Source organism: Mesosutterella faecium (assembly GCF_022809315.2).
Taxonomy (GTDB): domain Bacteria; phylum Pseudomonadota; class Gammaproteobacteria; order Burkholderiales; family Burkholderiaceae_F; genus Mesosutterella; species Mesosutterella faecium.
On the sequence record NZ_JAKZJU020000002.1, the window covers coordinates 96,204 to 114,409 of the forward strand.

General features: G+C 52.4%; 12 protein-coding genes and 2 pseudogenes. 3 read left to right on the plus strand and 11 right to left on the minus strand.

Annotated elements, in window-relative coordinates; genetic code table 11:
- Positions 1–58: 58 nt before the first annotated feature.
- The 7 genes and pseudogenes from MUN46_RS11805 to MUN46_RS10890 all read right to left on the minus strand — a co-directional run bounded on the left by MUN46_RS11805 (position 59) and on the right by MUN46_RS10890 (position 7,654).
- Positions 59–1,272: pseudogene (locus tag MUN46_RS11805) on the minus strand (IS256 family transposase).
- Between the two features lie 207 nt (positions 1,273–1,479).
- Positions 1,480–2,358 (minus strand): radical SAM protein, encoded by an 879-nt coding sequence (locus MUN46_RS10865; RefSeq protein ID WP_243375951.1) that lies wholly within the window; start codon positions 2,356–2,358, stop codon positions 1,480–1,482.
- Positions 2,359–2,459: 101 nt separating this feature from the next.
- Positions 2,460–2,774, minus strand: a complete 315-nt coding sequence (locus MUN46_RS10870; RefSeq protein WP_237978233.1) for an ArsR/SmtB family transcription factor — start codon at positions 2,772–2,774, stop codon at positions 2,460–2,462.
- 535 nt (positions 2,775–3,309) lie between these two features.
- On the minus strand, positions 3,310–4,632 hold the full coding sequence (locus MUN46_RS10875; protein WP_243375952.1) for a hypothetical protein: 1,323 nt from the start codon (positions 4,630–4,632) through the stop codon (positions 3,310–3,312).
- Between the two features lie 248 nt (positions 4,633–4,880).
- Positions 4,881–6,131 (minus strand): hypothetical protein, encoded by a 1,251-nt coding sequence (locus tag MUN46_RS10880; RefSeq protein ID WP_285230636.1) that lies wholly within the window; start codon positions 6,129–6,131, stop codon positions 4,881–4,883.
- A 503-nt stretch (positions 6,132–6,634) separates the two neighbouring features.
- A complete protein-coding gene (locus MUN46_RS10885) occupies positions 6,635–7,348 on the minus strand; it encodes a hypothetical protein (protein WP_243375954.1) in 714 nt (237 codons plus the stop codon).
- A 60-nt stretch (positions 7,349–7,408) separates the two neighbouring features.
- Positions 7,409–7,654 carry a hypothetical protein gene (locus MUN46_RS10890; RefSeq protein ID WP_243375955.1) on the minus strand — a complete coding sequence of 82 codons (246 nt, stop codon included), beginning with the start codon at positions 7,652–7,654 and terminating at the stop codon, positions 7,409–7,411.
- A 351-nt stretch (positions 7,655–8,005) separates the two neighbouring features.
- Between MUN46_RS10890 and MUN46_RS10895 the strand changes: the two genes are divergently transcribed.
- Both MUN46_RS10895 and MUN46_RS10900 read left to right on the plus strand, forming a co-directional pair.
- Complete coding sequence (locus tag MUN46_RS10895) at positions 8,006–8,968, plus strand: hypothetical protein (RefSeq protein ID WP_285230637.1); 963 nt, start codon at positions 8,006–8,008, stop codon at positions 8,966–8,968.
- A gap of 574 nt (positions 8,969–9,542) precedes the next feature.
- A complete protein-coding gene (locus MUN46_RS10900; protein WP_243375957.1) occupies positions 9,543–9,839 on the plus strand; it encodes a hypothetical protein in 297 nt (98 codons plus the stop codon).
- A gap of 367 nt (positions 9,840–10,206) precedes the next feature.
- Here MUN46_RS10900 and MUN46_RS10905 read toward each other — a convergent pair whose 3' ends face one another.
- Entirely contained in the window at positions 10,207–10,650 is a 444-nt protein-coding gene (locus tag MUN46_RS10905; protein ID WP_243375958.1) for a MerR family transcriptional regulator, read from the minus strand.
- A gap of 446 nt (positions 10,651–11,096) precedes the next feature.
- Positions 11,097–12,557, minus strand: coding sequence for an FAD-dependent oxidoreductase (locus tag MUN46_RS10910; RefSeq protein ID WP_243375959.1), 1,461 nt, complete (start codon positions 12,555–12,557; stop codon positions 11,097–11,099).
- Positions 12,558–12,685: 128 nt separating this feature from the next.
- Here MUN46_RS10910 and MUN46_RS10915 point away from each other — a divergent pair, with 128 nt between their 5' ends.
- Positions 12,686–13,627 carry a LysR family transcriptional regulator gene (locus tag MUN46_RS10915; protein ID WP_243375960.1) on the plus strand — a complete coding sequence of 314 codons (942 nt, stop codon included), beginning with the start codon at positions 12,686–12,688 and terminating at the stop codon, positions 13,625–13,627.
- 317 nt (positions 13,628–13,944) lie between these two features.
- Here the strand turns inward: MUN46_RS10915 and MUN46_RS10920 are convergent.
- A pseudogene (locus MUN46_RS10920) lies at positions 13,945–14,097 on the minus strand (transposase); the annotation flags it as partial.
- 366 nt (positions 14,098–14,463) lie between these two features.
- The gene (locus MUN46_RS10925; protein WP_243375961.1) at positions 14,464–17,799 is read right to left on the minus strand and encodes an autotransporter outer membrane beta-barrel domain-containing protein; all 3,336 of its coding nucleotides are present in this window, start codon (positions 17,797–17,799) and stop codon (positions 14,464–14,466) included.
- Between the last annotated feature and the right edge of the window lie 407 nt (positions 17,800–18,206).

Below are 18,206 nucleotides of genomic sequence, written 5' to 3' on the forward strand. Positions count from 1 at the left end.
TAAGAGCGGCTGGGCCCTGGCCGAGGGTGTGGAAATTTTTGCGGGCGGCTCCTTCAGTTTAATCGAGGAAAGGTGTGATCCTGTCTCCGTACTTAATAGTTAATTCTCGCATGGCAGCCTTCCAATAAGGTGACGGCCTCACCCATCGCTTTTCCACTTTTCGTACGGCCAGGTAAATCAGCTTCATTGCGGCCGTCTCGCTTGGAAAGGAAGCTCTCGTCTTAACGACTTTTCTCAGGTCACGGTTCAGACTTTCGATGGCGTTGATGGTGTAAATCAGCCGCCTGACGGCGGGTGAGAAATCGAAGAAAGGAATCACTCGATCCCAGGCAGCCAGCCACAGCTTTTCGATATAGGGATATTTTTCCCCAAGATCCGACTGGGCGAAAGCGTCCAGAGCCTGCCGCGCTTCTTCGGCGTTCACGGCACGGCAGACGGGCTTCAAAGCGGCCACAACCGCCGCGTATCAGGTGGACGATGCAGGTCTGCAGCATCGTTTCCGGGAAAGCAGTTTCCCGTGCTTCCTTCATGCCTTTGAACTCGTCTGTGACGGCGATGAGAATGTCGGAGACGCCTCGATTCTTCAATTCGTTAAAGACCTTAAGCCAGTATTTGGCGCTTTCATTCTCTGACATCCACAGGCCCAGGACATCCTTCTTTCCATCAGTGTCCACGCCCAGAGCGATAGGGACCGCCCGGGGTGTGACGACCCCGTTTTCGCCTCTTGTCTTGATCCTGATGGCGTCAAAGAAAACAACCGGATAGACGGGGCAGAGAGCCCGGTTCTGCCACTTCTCGAGCTCCGGCAGGATGGCCTCGGTCACATCGCTGATGAACCCGGCGCTGGTTTCCATGCCGTATTCATCGTAAAGAAATCCTTGGATCTCCCGTGTCGTCAGGCCTCGGGCATAAAGAGCCAGGATCTTCTAGTCGAAACCATCGAGCGTCCTCTTGTGCTTAAGGGACGATCCGGGGAGTGAAGCGTCCTTTGCGATCCCGGGGCACGTCCACATGGATATTTCCAAGCTTGGGAGACCTCAGAGTTTTGGAGCTGTGCCCGTTGCGTTCATTGTCGCCCGAGCTTGCCTGGCCCTTTTCATAACCCAGGTGATGGGTCATCTCGCCATCAAGCATTTTCGTCAGCAGTCGGCCAAGCAGGTGGGGCATGAGATTATCCATCTCGTCGGCGGATCGGATTTCCCGGCCGGACTCTTTCAAGTCATTCAGAATCTGTTCGGCGTACTTGTCAAAAGGATCGGGTTTTCGTTTCATGTTGGGGTTCTCCAAGAGGCATTGTCTCAGAGCGCCCACAAAATTCTTTACACCCTCAATCCACCTAATAGCACCGTTACTTCCAATCCCGGATGTGCTTCAATAAACGGTTTAAGAATTGTCTCAAACCCATAGCACCATCCACAATAGCTGTCAAAAATATAATACGCCTTCATCTAAATACCGCTTTTCTGATTTCTGTCCTGGTCACAGGCTTCTCATGCTATCTCTTCGCATCCGCAATCGCTCTTCTCCCTGTTCGTCTGCACCCTGTTTGAGCATCGCCAGTATCTTCTCTTTGTCATCCGGAAGCTGTCCATATACCGGCATCATATTGGAGACGTTCGTTGCATCCAGCAGCGTGTGGATTTTAAGCGTCTTCACAAAGGTATATAGTTCCTGTATCTTTTCTGTCTCTGTAGCTTCTACAAACTCACCCCTTCTCACTTCTTCCATAAGCGGAGTATCAGGGAAGATCGAGAGCCCGGAAGCCAGTACCCTGACAGGCGACAGATGATTTAACACTTCTGCTGTTTTGATGGCATGCCCCATACCATAATCATGGCCTCCCAGTCCGTATAAGAAGATGACGGAATAATGCATTCCTGCTTCATCCAGCTTGGAGAGCTGCTCTACGATATCACTTCCATGATAACCCTTATTCATCTTATCGAGAACAGCATCATCCCCCGACTCGATTCCGAATACGATCACGTCATATCCCATTTCTTTCAGTGACTTAAGCTGCTCCACAGACTTGTTCTTTACGCTGTCAACCCGGCCATATCCACCAACGGAAACGCCCCAGGGCAGGTATTCTTTGATCAAGTCCATGATTCTTTTAAGTCTGCCGTAGCTCAGCAGCAACGGGTCCGCTCCCTGCAGAAAAATCCGATTTACCTTCCATCCGGAATCTCTTATTTCCTGAAGATCCTCCCGTATCTCCCTCTCAGGAGATACAGCAAACGGTGCTTCCTTGTAAAAGGTACAGAAGCGGCACTTGTTATGCGAGCAACCTGACGTTACTTGTAAAAAACAGGAACCTGCCTCATAGGGCGGTCTGACAATTCCACATGAAAAATGCATAGAAATTTCTCCTTGTTTCTTTATATCCTTATATCTCGTTTTGTCGATATATAAAGCCTTAAATTAAACGGGATTCTCATCCCGCCTAATTTATGCACAACTTAAATTTCGTGTCCGAAGTAGTCTGACAGTGCAGTCAACATCTCTTCATTCCGTCTGTAATATGTCCACTTCCCATGCCTTTCGGAAAGAAGCAGACCCGCCTTTTGCAGCATATCAAGATAATGAGATACGGTCGACTGTGATATACCGGCCCTGTCGCGGATGCTTCCAACACACACTCCGCCCTTCAGATCCACCGCATCGTCAAAATGTCCTCCCTGCGGTGGAAAGTTTTTCTCCGGTTCCTTCAACCACTCAATAATGCTGAGCCGTGTTTCATTTGACAGCGCTTTAAAAATTTCAATCTTATCCATGCATCTATTATATCCATTATTCGCGATATGTCAATAGTTTTGAGAAAACTAGTAAGCCCCCAGGGCCACCAGCAGCAGGCCGCAGGCCAGCTGGGCAAACAGGTACCCCAGTTGAAGGAGCGCTAGCGACGCGCAAAATGTAGTGAGTCGTTTCCCCTTTAGGGGGCAATACTTATAAAGTCAGCGTTACGGGATTTACTTTCAGTATCATACGTTATGAGGCAACAATTAGGTCTATTGTTTGATAGATATTCTTAATTAGATGAATTTAAAGTAAATATTCAATATTACATCGCTAAAACGGCTATGGAAATAACTTCATTTCCGGCCTGTTTTATGTATCTGGCAACTTGAATCGAATGTATGCCGATTGTGAAACGTTAAAAATCAATTAGTTTCACAAGATAATCTTTTCGTTTCATGTGTTTTCCTGTACAAATGAGGGAAACAGAGTTGGAAATGAATTCATTTCCGGGATGTTTTAAGGAGATGTTTTCTTAATTTTGTTTTATTATCAATGAATTAGAATTAACCATCAAGCAAGTATCCTATCTGTCGGCCCGGAGAGATAGCGCATATCCCGCATGCCGCGGGCCGTAAGGTCTTCGTTCGCCGCGTCAATCGATTCCTTCATCAGGGCAAGATAGGCCTGATAGGCTTCCTCCTCGCTGAAATCTTCGCGGTTAAGGGCCTGATAGAGGTCGTAGCGAAGCCGTGCCTCGGTCTGCTGCTCTTCAGCCACAAACAGCCGGTCAAACATCCGGCGGACATCGTCGCTCATCTGAGAGCCCGGAACCGCTGTCATAAAACCGTAGATCGCTTTAAGCCAGTTGGCGAAACGACGGAAAAGCGACTGAAGCCCAGCGCTCGGAGCCCGGCCATCCTTGAGATACTGCTCGAAGGTGCGGGCGAAACGCTCCTCGGCCGGACGGCGCTCTTCTATCGAAGCACCGACAAAAGTCTTCAGCGAATCGTACCCCAGCCACTTCACGGCATCTTCAACCGCAGAAACCAGATGCTTCTGACTGTCGGTCAGTGTCTCCAGATTCTTCAGCTGGAGAGCCAGCCCTACCCGGGCGCCAAGGAACCAGTGCCCAGTCTCGTGGAGGAACGTAGACCGATCCGCATTAGCCCAGAGCAGGATAGACCGAGCCGTGGGGAAATACTCGCCCTTGGAGAGCTCGTTGGGATTCTGCTCCTTGACAGATTCAGGAGTTGATTTATCATTGGAATTAAGAGCTTCGCGCGGGGATGAAGAGCCAGAGTCCCCATCAACTGTCCGACTTGGACTTGGAATCTTGTCGACGGCGCTTGGAGCTCTTTTTAATTCTTTGCCAGTCGGTGCTTCTTCATCTTTAAAAGATGTAATTACCCACTGCCCTCGGTCCGGATTACCATCCCAAAAAACGGAAAGACCAACTTTATCCTTACCGTTCCAAAGCGTTATTTTATCCCCGCGGCTAAATGCCCGAAGAGCGGGGTTCTGTAAAAAAGAAACTATCTTTTCAGCGTTTCCGGGATGCTTGGCGTCTATGTGCGCCAAACCGTAGCCGCCGCTAAATTCTCTCTTGGGGTCCCCCGGCCGGCCATAAACGAGTCCAACGGCTCCATTAGACGGTAACGGCTTTCCGTTTGGGTCTAACCACTGATCCAACCTAAATTGAAAAGCGTTAGGAACAACGCCCGTTTTTTCTTTACGGAGCTTAGCCAGTACCGCTAAGGGCTTAAAGTCCAAATCCTCCCCGCTAAAGATCGGACCGAACATATCCGGTACGTTGACCGTAGCATTTCCCTGCTTGGCCCACGGTTCATGAAGGCTCTCCGGACTCACCAGCGCGCTCTTCGCTTCCGAGCTCACCGCCTGAACCTGACCGGAAGCATCACGGGTTACATCCTTCCCCTCGGAGAAAATATTGCGGATACCGTATTGTTCCCTGATCTCCTTAGGCGAGCCGACAGATAGGATACTTGCTTGATAGTTAATTCTAATTCACTGATAATAAAACAAAATTAAGAAAACATCTCCTTAAAACATCCCGGAAATGAAGTTATTTCCATAGCCATTTTGGCGATGTAATATCTAATATTTACTTTAAATTCATCTAATTAAGAATATCTATCAAACAATATACCTAGTTGTTGTCCCGGGGCGAATTCCTCGAACTCAGGCGCGGCCGTGGCGTCGCTTTTCTTCTTTCGGTTAGCCCAGCCGCGGCACGCATTGACTACTCGAGAGCCGGGCTTCCAGACAAGGAGAGGCTTCAGATCATGCAGTCCTCCATTTCCCTGAGCTCCTCCCTGGTCCACTCCGGCCACCACGCCAGAGTCATCTCGTCGTCCGGACCTGACAGCTCCTGATCCCGATAGTCCGGCCTGACCCACTGGCCGTTCCGCTCGATAGACAGCCGCGCACCGCTGTGCACGCTGCGTATGGTCCTGTAGGGACAGGCTTCTGTCGGCTCGCAGAACGCCAAATGCCGCAGCACCTGCGTGTTGCGCATTCTGTGGAGAGGCGAGAGGATCGCCTTGATTTGCGCCTGCTCCAGCGGCGTTGCCGGATGCATTTTTGGAATTGGCTCCATTTGCTACTCCTTGGCCTGCTTGCGCGGCGGAATTGGATGGTCCCGCGGGGGCTCGTCGCTGAGCTCCCACCCCAGCTCCCGGATTCGCACCTGCGCCGCCGGGTAGTCCTCCCTGCGCATTGCCTCCTGGTAGATTTCGTCTTTCTGCAGCGCCAAGTTCCGCCTCCAGTGCGGCGGCCGCTTCATTCCGAAGATGATTTGCACGTCTGTCTCCTTCAAGGTTGTAGTCCGCCTTCTCCACCCAGGTGGCGTAGACAGCCTTGCTCGACGGCGAGCACTTCCCGCCGTACTTGTTGTCAAGGATAGCCAAAAGCTCCTGGTCGGACTTTGACGAGAAATTGAGTATTACCATTTCGCCGCTCGCATTGAGCGAGAAGCCGGCGAACGGATGCTCGTCCTGCCCCTTGTCGTCCTTCACCGTGATGGCGTAGAGCTCCTTGCCGAGGGCGTCGATGTCCTTGACGGATGCGTTGGCGGGAAGCTTCAGCACGACGGCGCCGTTCTTGTCGAAGCCGTCGCAGGCGTGGTCCTCCATGGCGGCCACGAAATCCTGCCCGAGCACGTAGCCCAGCATGCGGGCGACCGTCTTGGCGATCGTCGGCGTGCTGATGTTGAGCGTCACGGACGGAGACGTCACGCCGAGGAAGCCGCCGGCAGACAGGCTCCAGTTCCCCCGCGCCTCGAAGTCGTCGAGCACCTGTGGCAGCACCTTGCCCAGCATGCGCCGGGTGATGTCTGTGCGAACCGTGAACGGCAGCTTCGACCACCGAGCCATCAGCTCCTTGTTGGCAGGATCCGGCGCAACCTCGAAGTGCAGCTCCTGCGTGGCACCCTGGGAAAGGCCGGGGTCAAGGTGAACGCCGCGGCGATCATACGTGCCGTCTGTGACCGGGGTACCCGCAGGCACGCTCCAGCTCGGAGTCAGGTTCGCCTTTTGCCGACAGATAGGATACTTGCTTGATAGTTAATTCTAGTTCACTGATAATAAAACAAAATTAAGAAAGCCTCTCCTTAAAACGTCCCGAAAATAAATTCATTTCCCACTCTGTTTCCCTCATTTGTACAGGAAAACACATGAAACGAAAGATTATATTGCGCAACTAATTGATTTTTAACGATTTACAATCGGCATACATTCAATTCAAGCTGCCAGATACATAAAACAGGCCGACATAAAACAGGCCGGAAATGAAGTTATTTCCATAGGCATTTTAGCGATGTAATATCTAATATTTACTTTAAATTCATCTAATTAAGAATATCTATCAAACAATATACCTAGTTGTTGCCCATCGTGGCGACGCTGCGCTTCTGCAGCGCCTCGCGTCCTTCCTGCGTCTGGGCATCGATGGCGTCGGCGTAAGCCTGCCACTCCTCTTCAGACACCCATTCCGGCCGCTCGGAGAACATCTTCACCGCGCCCATGATCTTCTGCACCTGCTCGCTCTGCCGCTGGGCTCCAAGCATGCGGTCAAGCACGCCGCGCACCTCGTCAGAGAGCACTGGCAGCTTCTCTCCAAAAAGCCGCTCTTGCCGCTTCGACAAAGTGTTGTGCAGGAAGACCTCCTGGTAGACGCCGATGATCCAGTCAGAGAATCTCTGGAACAGCCCCTTGAGCGATTCGTCCGGCGCCTTTCCCGTAGCGAGGTGTTCCTCAACCCACGCGGCGAACTGCTCATGCACGACGCGCTTCTTGCCAGGCGCCATCTGGAAGAACTCCTCGGCGCTCTTGATGCCGAAGGCGTCACACAGGGTCTTCACGTCGCCCTTGAGAGAGCCGTCCCCATATCCGTCCTTCACCAGGGACATGATCGCCTCGAGGTACCAATGCCCCGTCTCGTGCGCGAACATCGAGAGGTTGGCGTTGTCCGTCAGCGTGATCGTGTTCGTTGCTGTGTTGAAGCTACCGTTCGGGCCTTGACTTGCTGCTGGCTTGGGTTGCTGCGCGGAACTGCTGCCTCTCTCGCCACGGCCCATCTTGGTCTGGTCCATGCTCTGCTCCTCGCTCGACTTCCCGGACCTTCTTTCTTGGAGCCGAAGTGCTAGAATGGATCAAACAGGCGCGGCTGGCCGCAGCTGCTGTCCTCCCGCGTAGAGGTCTTGTAGGGTGGCTGCGGCAATATCCTTGGCAAGGTTCACCTCGTGCAGGTAGAACTGCTTCTTCTTATCCCCCTTCTCCAATACAATCGCTTCGCATATGTAACGCTCTCCGCCAATGCTGACAGGAGCAGCGGTTACAAACGTGTCGTACCCGCGGCCCTTCCAGTCAGGCTTCCAATCGAAAATCTGGCCGTGCATCAAGACTTGCCGACAGATAGGATACTTGCTTGATAGTTAATTCTAATTCACTGATAATAAAACAAAATTAAGAAAACTCTCCTTAAAACATCCCGGAAATGAATTCATTTCCCACTCTGTTTCCCTCATTTGTACAGGAAAACACATGAAACGAAAAGATTACCTTGCACAACTAATTGATTTTTAAAGATTTGCAATCGGCATACATTCAATTCAAGCTGCAAGATACATAAAACAGGCCGGAAATGAAGTTATTTCCATAGCCATTTTGGCGATGGAATATTTAATATTTACTTTAAATTCATCTAATTAAGAATATCTATCAAACAATATACCTAGTTGTTGCCCGACATGATTAAGGCACAGACGGACCCCGATGGCGTCGACTCGCCTCTTATCAAGATGGTCTCACAAGCGTCGCAGACCTTCATGCCCGCAACCTTCCGGTCGGACTACAACAAGATGTGGGGTGGGCGCGGAGACAAGTCACGCCCGCTGGGATGGAAGTTCTACTCAGCGATGAAAGGCGTGGAGCGTGCCGCGCTGACTGACAATGTTGCGCCGTCAGGGCCTCGCCAGCGGAGCACCATCCGCGGCATTTTCAACGAATGCCTCGACAGAATCTCCGACATGAAAGGCCTAGAGACCCTGACGATGGCCGATCTTCAGGCGTCCTTGTGGTACTCGGAAAAGAAAATTTACGAGAACGTTAAAACGCCAGAAGGTATTTACGTCAAGGACTACAATACTAACGACGCCCCTGACTACGCAAACGAAATGCGTCGGCAGGCCTTGGCGCATGGGGTTCCCGAATCGACGCTTGACACTATCAGCCGACGTGTCGATCAAGAGATAGCGGAAGAGGCGAAAACCAAGGCCGCGGCCAAAGCAAGCAAAGAAGGATCTGGCACCGGTGCACAGACGGCGGCCAGCAAGGACACGACAAATGGAAAAAGCGCAGGACCAATCAAGCCTCGATTCGATACTCTCGACAACAAGAGTAAGGGTGTCGTCTTCAGAGCGCTCATTTTTGGCGATTTACGACGGAGATTCGGACTATCCCTACAGAACGGTACGGAGCGTCAAAAACGGCTGTCGTCTGTGTATCGAAGTGAATGGAAAGTGGCAGAGACCGGAGTACGCGGATCCAATGGAGCCGATGGGGGCCGGGCATCCGTATTGGACGAAGGAAGAACTCGAAGACGCAATGGACGACGACTTTCTGTACAGCTGAAGCCAATTGCGGTATGGAGCCCGGGGCGTGGCGTTTCAGATGTCCTGAGCCGACAGATAGGATACTTGCTTGATAGTTAATTCTAATTAACTGATAATAAAACAAAATTAAGAAAACCTCTCCTTAAAACAGCCCGGAAATGAATTCATTTCCCACTCTGTTTCCCTCATTTGTACAGAAAAACACATGAAACGAAAAGATTATCTTGCACAACTAATTGATTTTTAAAGATTTGCAATCGGCATACATTCAATTCAAGCTGCCAGATACATAAAACAGGCCGGAAATGAAGTTATTTCCATAGCCATTTTGGCGATGTAATATCTAATATTTACTTTAAATTCATCTAATTAAGAATATCTATCAAACAATATACCTAATTGTTGCCAGGGCGGCCGTCTGGGGTGATCTCACGACCCGGGCCGAGAGCCGGGCAAGGCTGATTGACTATACTCCGTCGGAAGTCATGCCGGCCCTCGTTCTGGCCTACGACTACTACGGGGACGCCACCCGGGACTCTGAGATCGTGGAGCGCAATAACATCCGGCGTCCGGCCTTTGTACCGGCCAGGGCGCTGAAACTTTTGAGCACATAATTTTTCAGTCTTTTCCGCCCCTCGGGACTAATATATTTCTGAGGGGAAAGAAGATGGCCATGAAAAAGCTGCTTGTTTTGCTGATGTGCTTTGCCGCAGCGGTGCCTGCGTTAGCGGCTGACCAGATCAAATTCGATAAAAACGGCATTTATGTTTCTCCGAGCGGTTGGGTTGTACGGGCCTTAAAGCCAGAAAAAATCAAATTAACTGAGCTCGATAAAGAAACGTCAGCGCCGCAGGAAAAAGAATCGAGTCCAACGGATTACACGGTTCTTAACCGGGATGGGGATCGGTACAGACTTTGGGATTCTCGCCGCGGCATAATATATGATTGCGACAAAAACGGCTGCAGGTGAAATAAAAATTTAGCTTACGGAGCGCTCTGGAAACAGGGCGCTTTTTTATTATGCCGACAGATAGGATACTTGCTTGATAGTTAATTCTAATTAACTGATAATAAAACAAAATTAAGAAAACCTCTCCTTAAAACATCCCGGAAATAAATTCATTTCCCACTCTGTTTCCCTCATTTGTACAGGAAAACACATGAAACGAAAAGATTATCTTGCACAACTAATTGATTTTTAAAGATTTGCAATCGGCATACGTTCAATTCAAGCTGCCAGATACATAAAACAGGCCGGAAATGAAGTTATTTCCATAGCCATTTTGGCGATGTAATATCTAATATTTACTTTAAATTCATCTAATTAAGAATATCTATCAAACAATATACCTAGTTGTTGCCCTCATCTTGTAATCCCGGTCCCGCCCGAAAGTATAAAGACTGTGAATCGGAGGACGGACGACATCTTCGACGACCCCGTCGCACAACGCGCATTTGGACAGGAACGACTCCACTTCCCGCAGCCGTTCAAGCCGTATGGAAAGTTCCTTTATTTTCTTCTCGATGTCCTTTCCGCACTCCTTGAGTGCTTCAAGCTGGCCGCGGTACGAAACTCCCTTTAAGGCCTTGATGTGGGAAAGTGAAAAGCCGAGGCTGCGCATCACCCGGGCATCTGCCACCCTGAGGGCATCGTGCGAGCCATAGCAGCGATAACCGTTTGCCGGATTCACGGACAGATGAAGCAATCCGATGTCCGTATAGTGCCGGATCACTTCGAGCCCGACCCCAAGGGCTGAGGAGATTTGCTTAACTGTCTGCATGAAGCGGGATAAATCAGTAGAAAAGCTAAGCTTCACATTTTCGGGCATTTCGCCACCGAGGGTTAAAGAAAGCTCCGAAACAAACTGCCTCGTCCAGCCGTCCAGTCACAAATGATGTTAACGAGGATGGGCCAGCCGGTTTTTTAAGGCCAGGCCTACGGCTTTTTACCTCCCGTCTGAAACTTCCCCCTGAGGATAAAAACTGCCGCTTTGCAAGCGGCGGTATGAAACCCCGGGCCTGAGTCTTCGGGAGGCTAGGGGTCGTCTTTTTCCCTTAAGCCCGAGCTACCCAGACCGTCAGTGCTCTTTCAAAAATGACCGTTTGTAATATCAGTCAGAAATCACCGTTTTCTTCAGAAGCTGGGAAGCGCAGGAAAAGTGCCGGCCGAAGCGGAGAGAGTACTCCGACCGGCAGATCCCGACTCTATCCTCTCCTGTTCCGGGATTTAGGCCTTAGTGGCGGCTGAGCGGCCGGCGATTCTCCCGAAGGTGAAAATGTCGGCGATAGCGTTGCCGCCCACGCGGTTCGTCCCGTGGATACCTCCGGTCGTCTCGCCTGCTGCATAAAGACCCGGAATCACCCGAAGACGGCGGTCAATCACGCGGGCCTTCACGTCTATCAAAATGCCGCCCATCGTATGGTGAACCGCCATGCTCGCGCGTCCCGCATAAAAAGGAGCCTTTTCGAGCTTCGTCATCACGGTTGGGCTCCGCCCCAGAGCGTCCTTCTTTTCATCGACTCCACGGTTATACTCCGCCACCGTCTTCTTGAAGACGTCGACCGGCACGCCCATCTTCTGCGCGAGTTCATCGAGCGTCTGGCACTTCCAGGCCTCGCCCGCTTTGATCGAAGCCTCGCAGCGCAACTTCGGACCGCCGGGCATTTCATCCCAACCCTGCGAGTCAATCACAACAAAGGAGACGGGGTCAGGCTGTGCAAGGAAGGCGTCGCGAAGCACGTCCCGGCGGCGGTCCTCCGCCACAAAGCGCTTGCCGGCCTTGTTCACGAATATGAACCGTTTCACCACATTGAAGAAGGCCGAACGGGTCTTGTCGCCCAGCGGGGCGCCCGGGATGCACTGGATGTAGTCCATCCCCACGGTCTGAGCCCCGACATCCTCGGCATAGTCGATCATCTCGCCTGTGGCCCCAGGCTGATTGGTGGTCGTGAGGTTACGCATCCTGGGATCGTAGATGGAGCGCTTTGCGACATTTGCGCCAAAGCCTCCGGAGGCGATCACGACTCCGCAGCGGGCTTCAATGCGCTCTGGCCGCCCGTTGACCTTCGCCTCGACGCCAAGCACCCGGCCCGAAAGCTCCTTTTCACGCACGATCCCGGTCACCGGGGCGTTGGTGATAATTTTGACGCCCAGCTTCTCAGCGCGGGCCGAAAGAGCCTCGATATAGGCCATTCCGGCAGCTTTTTCCGGCACATGAGCCCGAGGATAAAGGCCACCATAGATCTGGTAGACATAGGGCTTGAACTTCACGCCGAGGCTCTCGAGCCAGTGCAGGCTCTCCAAAGCATGGCTCGTTAGCTCATTCACCAGCTGCGGATTGGCTCGACCGTCGCCTGCGGCCAGTGTTTGCTGCGCGTGTTTTGCGGGGCTGTCCTCGACGCCCAGTTTCTTCTGCAGAACCGGATCGGCTGCGTTGTAACCGCCGCCAGAAATAATGGTGTTTCCGCCAATAATGCCGAGTTTTTCAAGCACGAGAACCTTTTTGCCGGCTTCGGCAGCCGTGACAGCCGCCGCAAGGCCCGCTCCTCCTGCTCCAACCACCACGACATCACAGCTTTGCGTCCAGCGCGAGGACTTTCTCTGCGCGGCGTTTGCCGCACCGCTTCCCAAGGCCGCCATCGCAGCTGCTGCTGCACCAAGGAAATCTCTTCTTTGTATTCCACTCATTTCTTTTCCTTCAATCCTTTGAAGCCACAGGCCAAATCCCCTGCATGGATTGATTTTATCCGCCGAAAGTATTAAATTCAATTAACATTTTTCTATCTATTAATAAATAATATTTAACTATTTATTCCATGGCCTCCGATCTCCCTCATCTCAATCTCGAACAGCTTCGAATTTTCCAATGCCTCGCCACGGCGGGAAGCGTTTCCGGGGCCGCTCGGAGTCTCTGCGTGACCGGGCCTGCCGTTTCCTACGGCATCCGGCGGCTCGAAGAGCGTCTTGGCGTACGGCTTTTCCGCAGGGAGGGACGCTGCAATGTCCTGACGGAGGAAGGAAAAATCCTTTTACAGACCACCCGTGCCATGTTCTCCGAACTTGCTGCAGGACAAGCCCGACTCGATGCGTATCGGTCCGTTCAAAGCGGCACCGTACGATTCGGAGTACCTGAGATGCTTATGCACCGGCTGATGCAGCCGGTGCTGCAGGAATTCCATGCGGACCATCCCGACGTAGGAATAGAGGTAAAAGCGGAAAACCATTTCAGCCGTTTGCTCGACGACCTCCGGAAGGGCTTAACGGAGTTCATGCTGGTCACGCTTCCCGACGGCTACAGCCCGGGCGAGGAATTCGAAGTCACCGAACTAGGTCGGTTTAGCTACAGCTTTGCCGCGAGCCGCAGTTTATTTCCTGAGCTTCAGCATCCGAATGTCCTTCTAGAGGAAATCGCAGCCTGCCCGCTCATCACGCTAAACCAAGGGCACATCGCTCGTGAAGCACTGCACCGGGCATTTGAGGGAAAAGGAATCGCTTTTCAGCCTCCGTTTGAATGCGAGTCCATGTCGTTGATTGAGGACTTTACCCGCGCCGGGCTGGGGTTGGGCTTTGTGATCACCGGTTGCGTGGAAAGTCTGCCGGAAGATGAGGACGTGTTCGTGCTTCGAATGGACCGGCCGCTAGTCGAGGGCTCACTCGTTCTCGTGCGCCTCAAAGGCCGCGGATTGTCCCTGGCGTCTAAAGTGTTCCTGAGCGTTCTGGAAGCGTCCAGGTCCAGCCGTTCGGATTCTGGCACCTAAAAATTAAATGTGCTTAAAATACCTTATTTTCTAATTAATTTCTCTCAGCATCCCCCCTTTTTTGAATCTATTGTTATTGGTTCAAATTAAACACAACTCAATCTGCAGCCATTTTGCATAGGATTACCAGTTCGTTCACAACCTCTAACCCGGGTTTTTTATGAACGATAAGAAATTAATGAGATCTTTTAAAATAAATTCAATGAGGTATAAGAAAAAAAGGTTCTTCATGGTATACCGGGAAAAGTTGGTACCCACAGCCCTGATTTCAACACAGCGGCATAGTCTGGAAGGCTTCTCCATGGAGACAGGTTCCTTCCGGGGAAAATTGACTTGATTTTCAGTACAAAATACTCAAAGTCTCTGAAGCCGTATGCCATTCGCTTGAGCACTTTGATCGCATTGTTCGCTCCTTCAAGGGGGCCGGTACTCCGTTTGAATTTCCCGGCATTGACAATGCCTTCTGCGCGGCGGCGCCCCGTCTGTTTTCGACCGGTCCGGTAACAATGCCCTGCGGCTCGCCGCTCGCGCCCAGCTTATCTCCACGACGATAAGCCGCTTCTAAAAAGGCTCACAGAGCTTTGCTAAAGCATGTCTTCGGGTTGCTGGCTCAACTGCAGGAGACACGCAGCGAAGCCACCCTTTCAGAACTATTGATCAACCTCTGAGGAACAGGGAAAAGGCGCCTTCCAGATCAAAATGCAGAAGGCCCGGCGCGGCTTCCTTCCCCTGATGAAACGGAGTCCGACCGGAAGCAACCGCCCGGTCAACAGGAACCTTTTCTGCCCCTTTCAGAGCAGGCATGGATCCTGTCGTCGGCCAGTTTTGAGAAGCTGTCAGAAAAAACGGTACACGATGTTCATATTACCGCCCGCACCGCGATGCTGCCCTGCGTACGCATGAGCGGCGAGATCCAGAACCCACGGGCCTTTCGTCCATTTTCCTCCCACCTCGAAGCGTGCGCTGCTGCCTCGTATGTCAGCATTCCGGATGGGGACTTCGTCAGCCAGACCCGAAGCCTTTCCGTCGAATTCGTACTCATAGGCCAAACCGGCGAAATACAGACTGTCGCGGCCGGCATGATTCCATTGTCCGCCGAGGCGCAGCAGGCTGCTGTTTGCTCCATCCAGCCGATAAGTGCCTGCGGCACGGAAAACATCGCTGCCAAGATGAGTATAAAAATAGCGCCCGTATAGGTCGACGCTGTCGTCTCGGGCCACCTCCAGAGTTTTGCCCAGGCCGAAGTGAAAAGCCCAGTAACGGCTGTGCGTATTGTAGTCATAGCCGTTTCCTTCCCCATCCACAAGAGCATGACGGGACTTGTTCTTCAGCCGGCCTGTGCGCAGAGAACCCTCTGTGAAAATCTGGTTCTCCCACCGGTGCTGGCCGAAGAGACCCGCACCGCTGTAGTCGATTTTTCCGTGCCCGCTGCGACCCGCGTCGTAACTGTGATAGTTTCCATGGCCGTAATCAAAAAACAACGCGCAGATGCCCTCGCCGCCTCGGGCAGTCGCAAAACGAACCCCCAGACCGGCATGCCCGTTGTACAAGTCGGTTCTTAAATGGCTACCGGTGTCATAGCGGTTCGCGCCGCCCATGGAAGAAACAAAGCCATACAAAGCGTTCTTCTCGTCCCTGGCAGCTCTGAGGTCCCGGACCACCAGGTCGCTGCCCTCGATCAGTGCAGTCAGACCCGCCTCGTGCCCCATCACGGTCATGTGAGTCTGCTTCTGGGGCTGGGGCTTGGAGAATGTATCCTTCAGGTCGATCGAATACTGAATATTCCCATTCTGAAGATAGGCCCTGCCGCTGCCCTCAAGCGTCGTTCCGACAGTGTATTTTAGGGACTCTCCGCTCAGGCTTTTTTCCGTCAGGTTCTCAGCCCGGCCGTTGGCATCGAGCAACGTCATGGTGTTCGTACCTTCCTTCAGATCCGAGAGGGATTTAAACATAAGGCCGGAGGTTTCAATTCTTGCCTCTGCGAAGTCGTAAGTCACATCCCGTTCCAGGGTGAGGGGAGTCTTTCCCCACTCGATGTTGCCAAACGAAACGGAGTTCACCTTCACGTCGCCAGTTTTAAGAACGATGTTGCCGTTTAAAGTGGTTCCCTTTCCGAGGAAGCTGCCGGACAAAACGGCTCCCTCCTTTCCCAGAGTGTAGGCGAAAGCCACGCCCCGTCCGCCGTTTCCGTCCTCGAGAGTCACGTTTTTGTCAGGACCCGCGTCGCTGTACTGCGTTACGGCGTCATCGACCAGGATGGTTTCGCTGTCAGGTCTGGCCGGCGAGGCCTGATCAAACGACAGACGGCTGATATCCACCGTTGTCTGGGTCAGATCCATAGCCTGCTTTACCTGAAGCATGGTTTTGCCCCACTGTCCTTCATGGAGCTCCATGCGGTCAAAGAAAGCTACGCTGTTGACCATATTGCCTTCCGGATTGTCCCATACTGCCGCCGCGGAACCGTTGTACCCGATGCGCAGGGTATTACCGGACCCCCGGGGCTTTGTCCCTCCGGCAGACAAGGCGCCATAGATATCAGCGTCACTCAGATCGGCTGTGCCCGTGATGTTGACGGAGTTATCGTTTGCCGAGCCGCTCGAACTGTACGCGGCAATCACAACAGAACGATTCTTCAGTTCGGGAACCGGCACCAAATTCTCAGATTCCGTGATATTGCGAGCTTCAAGCGCTTCCCGGGCAGCGTCAAAGCGGACTGCGGACTGACCTCCGATCGTGACCGTATTGCCGGAAGCGTCTCCCTCGGCCAGCCCGCCAACCACGATACCGGCCGTGCTGTCTGTGACGTCGACGGAATTGCCCCGGGCATTCCCCGTGCTGAGGGCTGCGCTGCCGAAGAGAGCGACGGAGCCTCCCAGCAGATGCAGAGAATTGGCAAAAGCCGAAGCCTCAGAGGAACTCCCGCTCATGGTCACTGTGAGAGCTGCCCCGGCAAAGCCTGACTCCAGGCTCACCTGATTTCCGGAAAGTTCGACTGCCGACAGCCCCTGATCGCTTAGCTCCACGCCCACGGCAAAAGCTGCCTGACTGCCTCCGGAAAGTGAAAGCTGGTTGTCCTCGGCACGGATGGCGGTCTTTTGTGCAGAGCGATTATTCTGAATTACGACCGCCGTGGCGCCCGCTTCTGCGCGACTTGCGCCAGAAAGAAAGACCGCATTTTGTTTCGCGTTGAGCTCTGAGGCCGAGTCAGACCCGTAAAGGTATTCGCCGATCGCCGAGCCCTTGGCAACCGAACCTTGATCCAGGATCAGGGTATTTTTATTGAAATTTTCCTTTGCGCCGTATACATAGTCTTGAATCAGATAGCTCCCAACGGTGCTCCCGGCAAAGGACAGCCGGTTTCCTTCTGAAACGGCCGAATCCGCCTCATAGATGTTCGAGCCGAACACAGTGCTCTGGATTTCCGCGCTGGAAAATTCCGCCGTATTTTGCGACAGGACGAGGCTGCTGGATTTCCCGTACCTCTGATAAGTTCCGGAATAGGAACCCACCGTACTTGAGCTGACGGCGACCGTATTGCCAGAGATTACATTCTCGCTTTCTTCATGGGGCGAGTACAAATGAATATGAGTGAGCTCGCCGATCCTGCTGGAGTCCACAACCAAAGCGTTTTTCTTGGCAGTAAATGAAGAACGGTCACGTCCGTTGCTGTTGTCCGTAATGTCGTAAACCGACACGACCTCCCCTGCCTGGGTGTTGCGGATCGTCAGGACATTGTCCCCCGCAGTCACACGGCCCATGGAGCCAGCGTCCTCCGCTGCGCCAAAAGATGGCTCGACATAAACGCCAAAAACCGTCCCGACCCGACTCGTCTTCTCCTCCCTAGTCCCGATTTCCAGAGCATTGCGGAGCAGAGACACGCTGCCTGAAGGACTTTTGCTCTGGGTCTCCACCCGAACGCCCTCCACCAGCGATGCGCTGTCGTGGTCATAAACGTAAAACCGGTTGTCAGCGGCCTGCACCCCCCCAGTCGGGTCCACCGGATCACGGGAGGTCACACCGATCAGCGTCTCGCCTTCCCGTTCGCCCTGAGACACCGTGCTTGTGTTTCCGCTGAGGCTACTGCCGGCCGTAGCGGTCCCGGACAAGGCTGCGAACACCATTAAGAGCCCAATGCGGATTTTCCGTTTTTCCCCGATTTTTTTCATAATCATTTCAGACCTTCAAAAAAGCATGCGTCCGACTCAGTAAAGACCGGATACATGCCCGCAAGGCTCGAACGCGATCCTCGGCAACGAAGCGCTCAAGGAAATGCAGGTTTAGATATCAGCTGTCTTGAAAAAAAATTTTAGTAAGTTAAATAAAATTTACAAATGAACGTTGCTTTCCTTGAAAAGGGGTTCACATTTAGCCCCCTATGTCAATTTGTTTATTTTCGGCAACAAAACTCCATGGCTGTTTTAAATCAGCCATTGTGATTCTCAATAACCAGAAGTTCCCTAAGTCGCTTTTTGAATTCGAGGTTCGATCGGGAAGTGAAACAATTTACGTCGTGTATTCGGACAGGCTCACATCCGGATTCGGGGACTTCTGTTGCCCTCCCCAGCGCCGATTAAAAGGC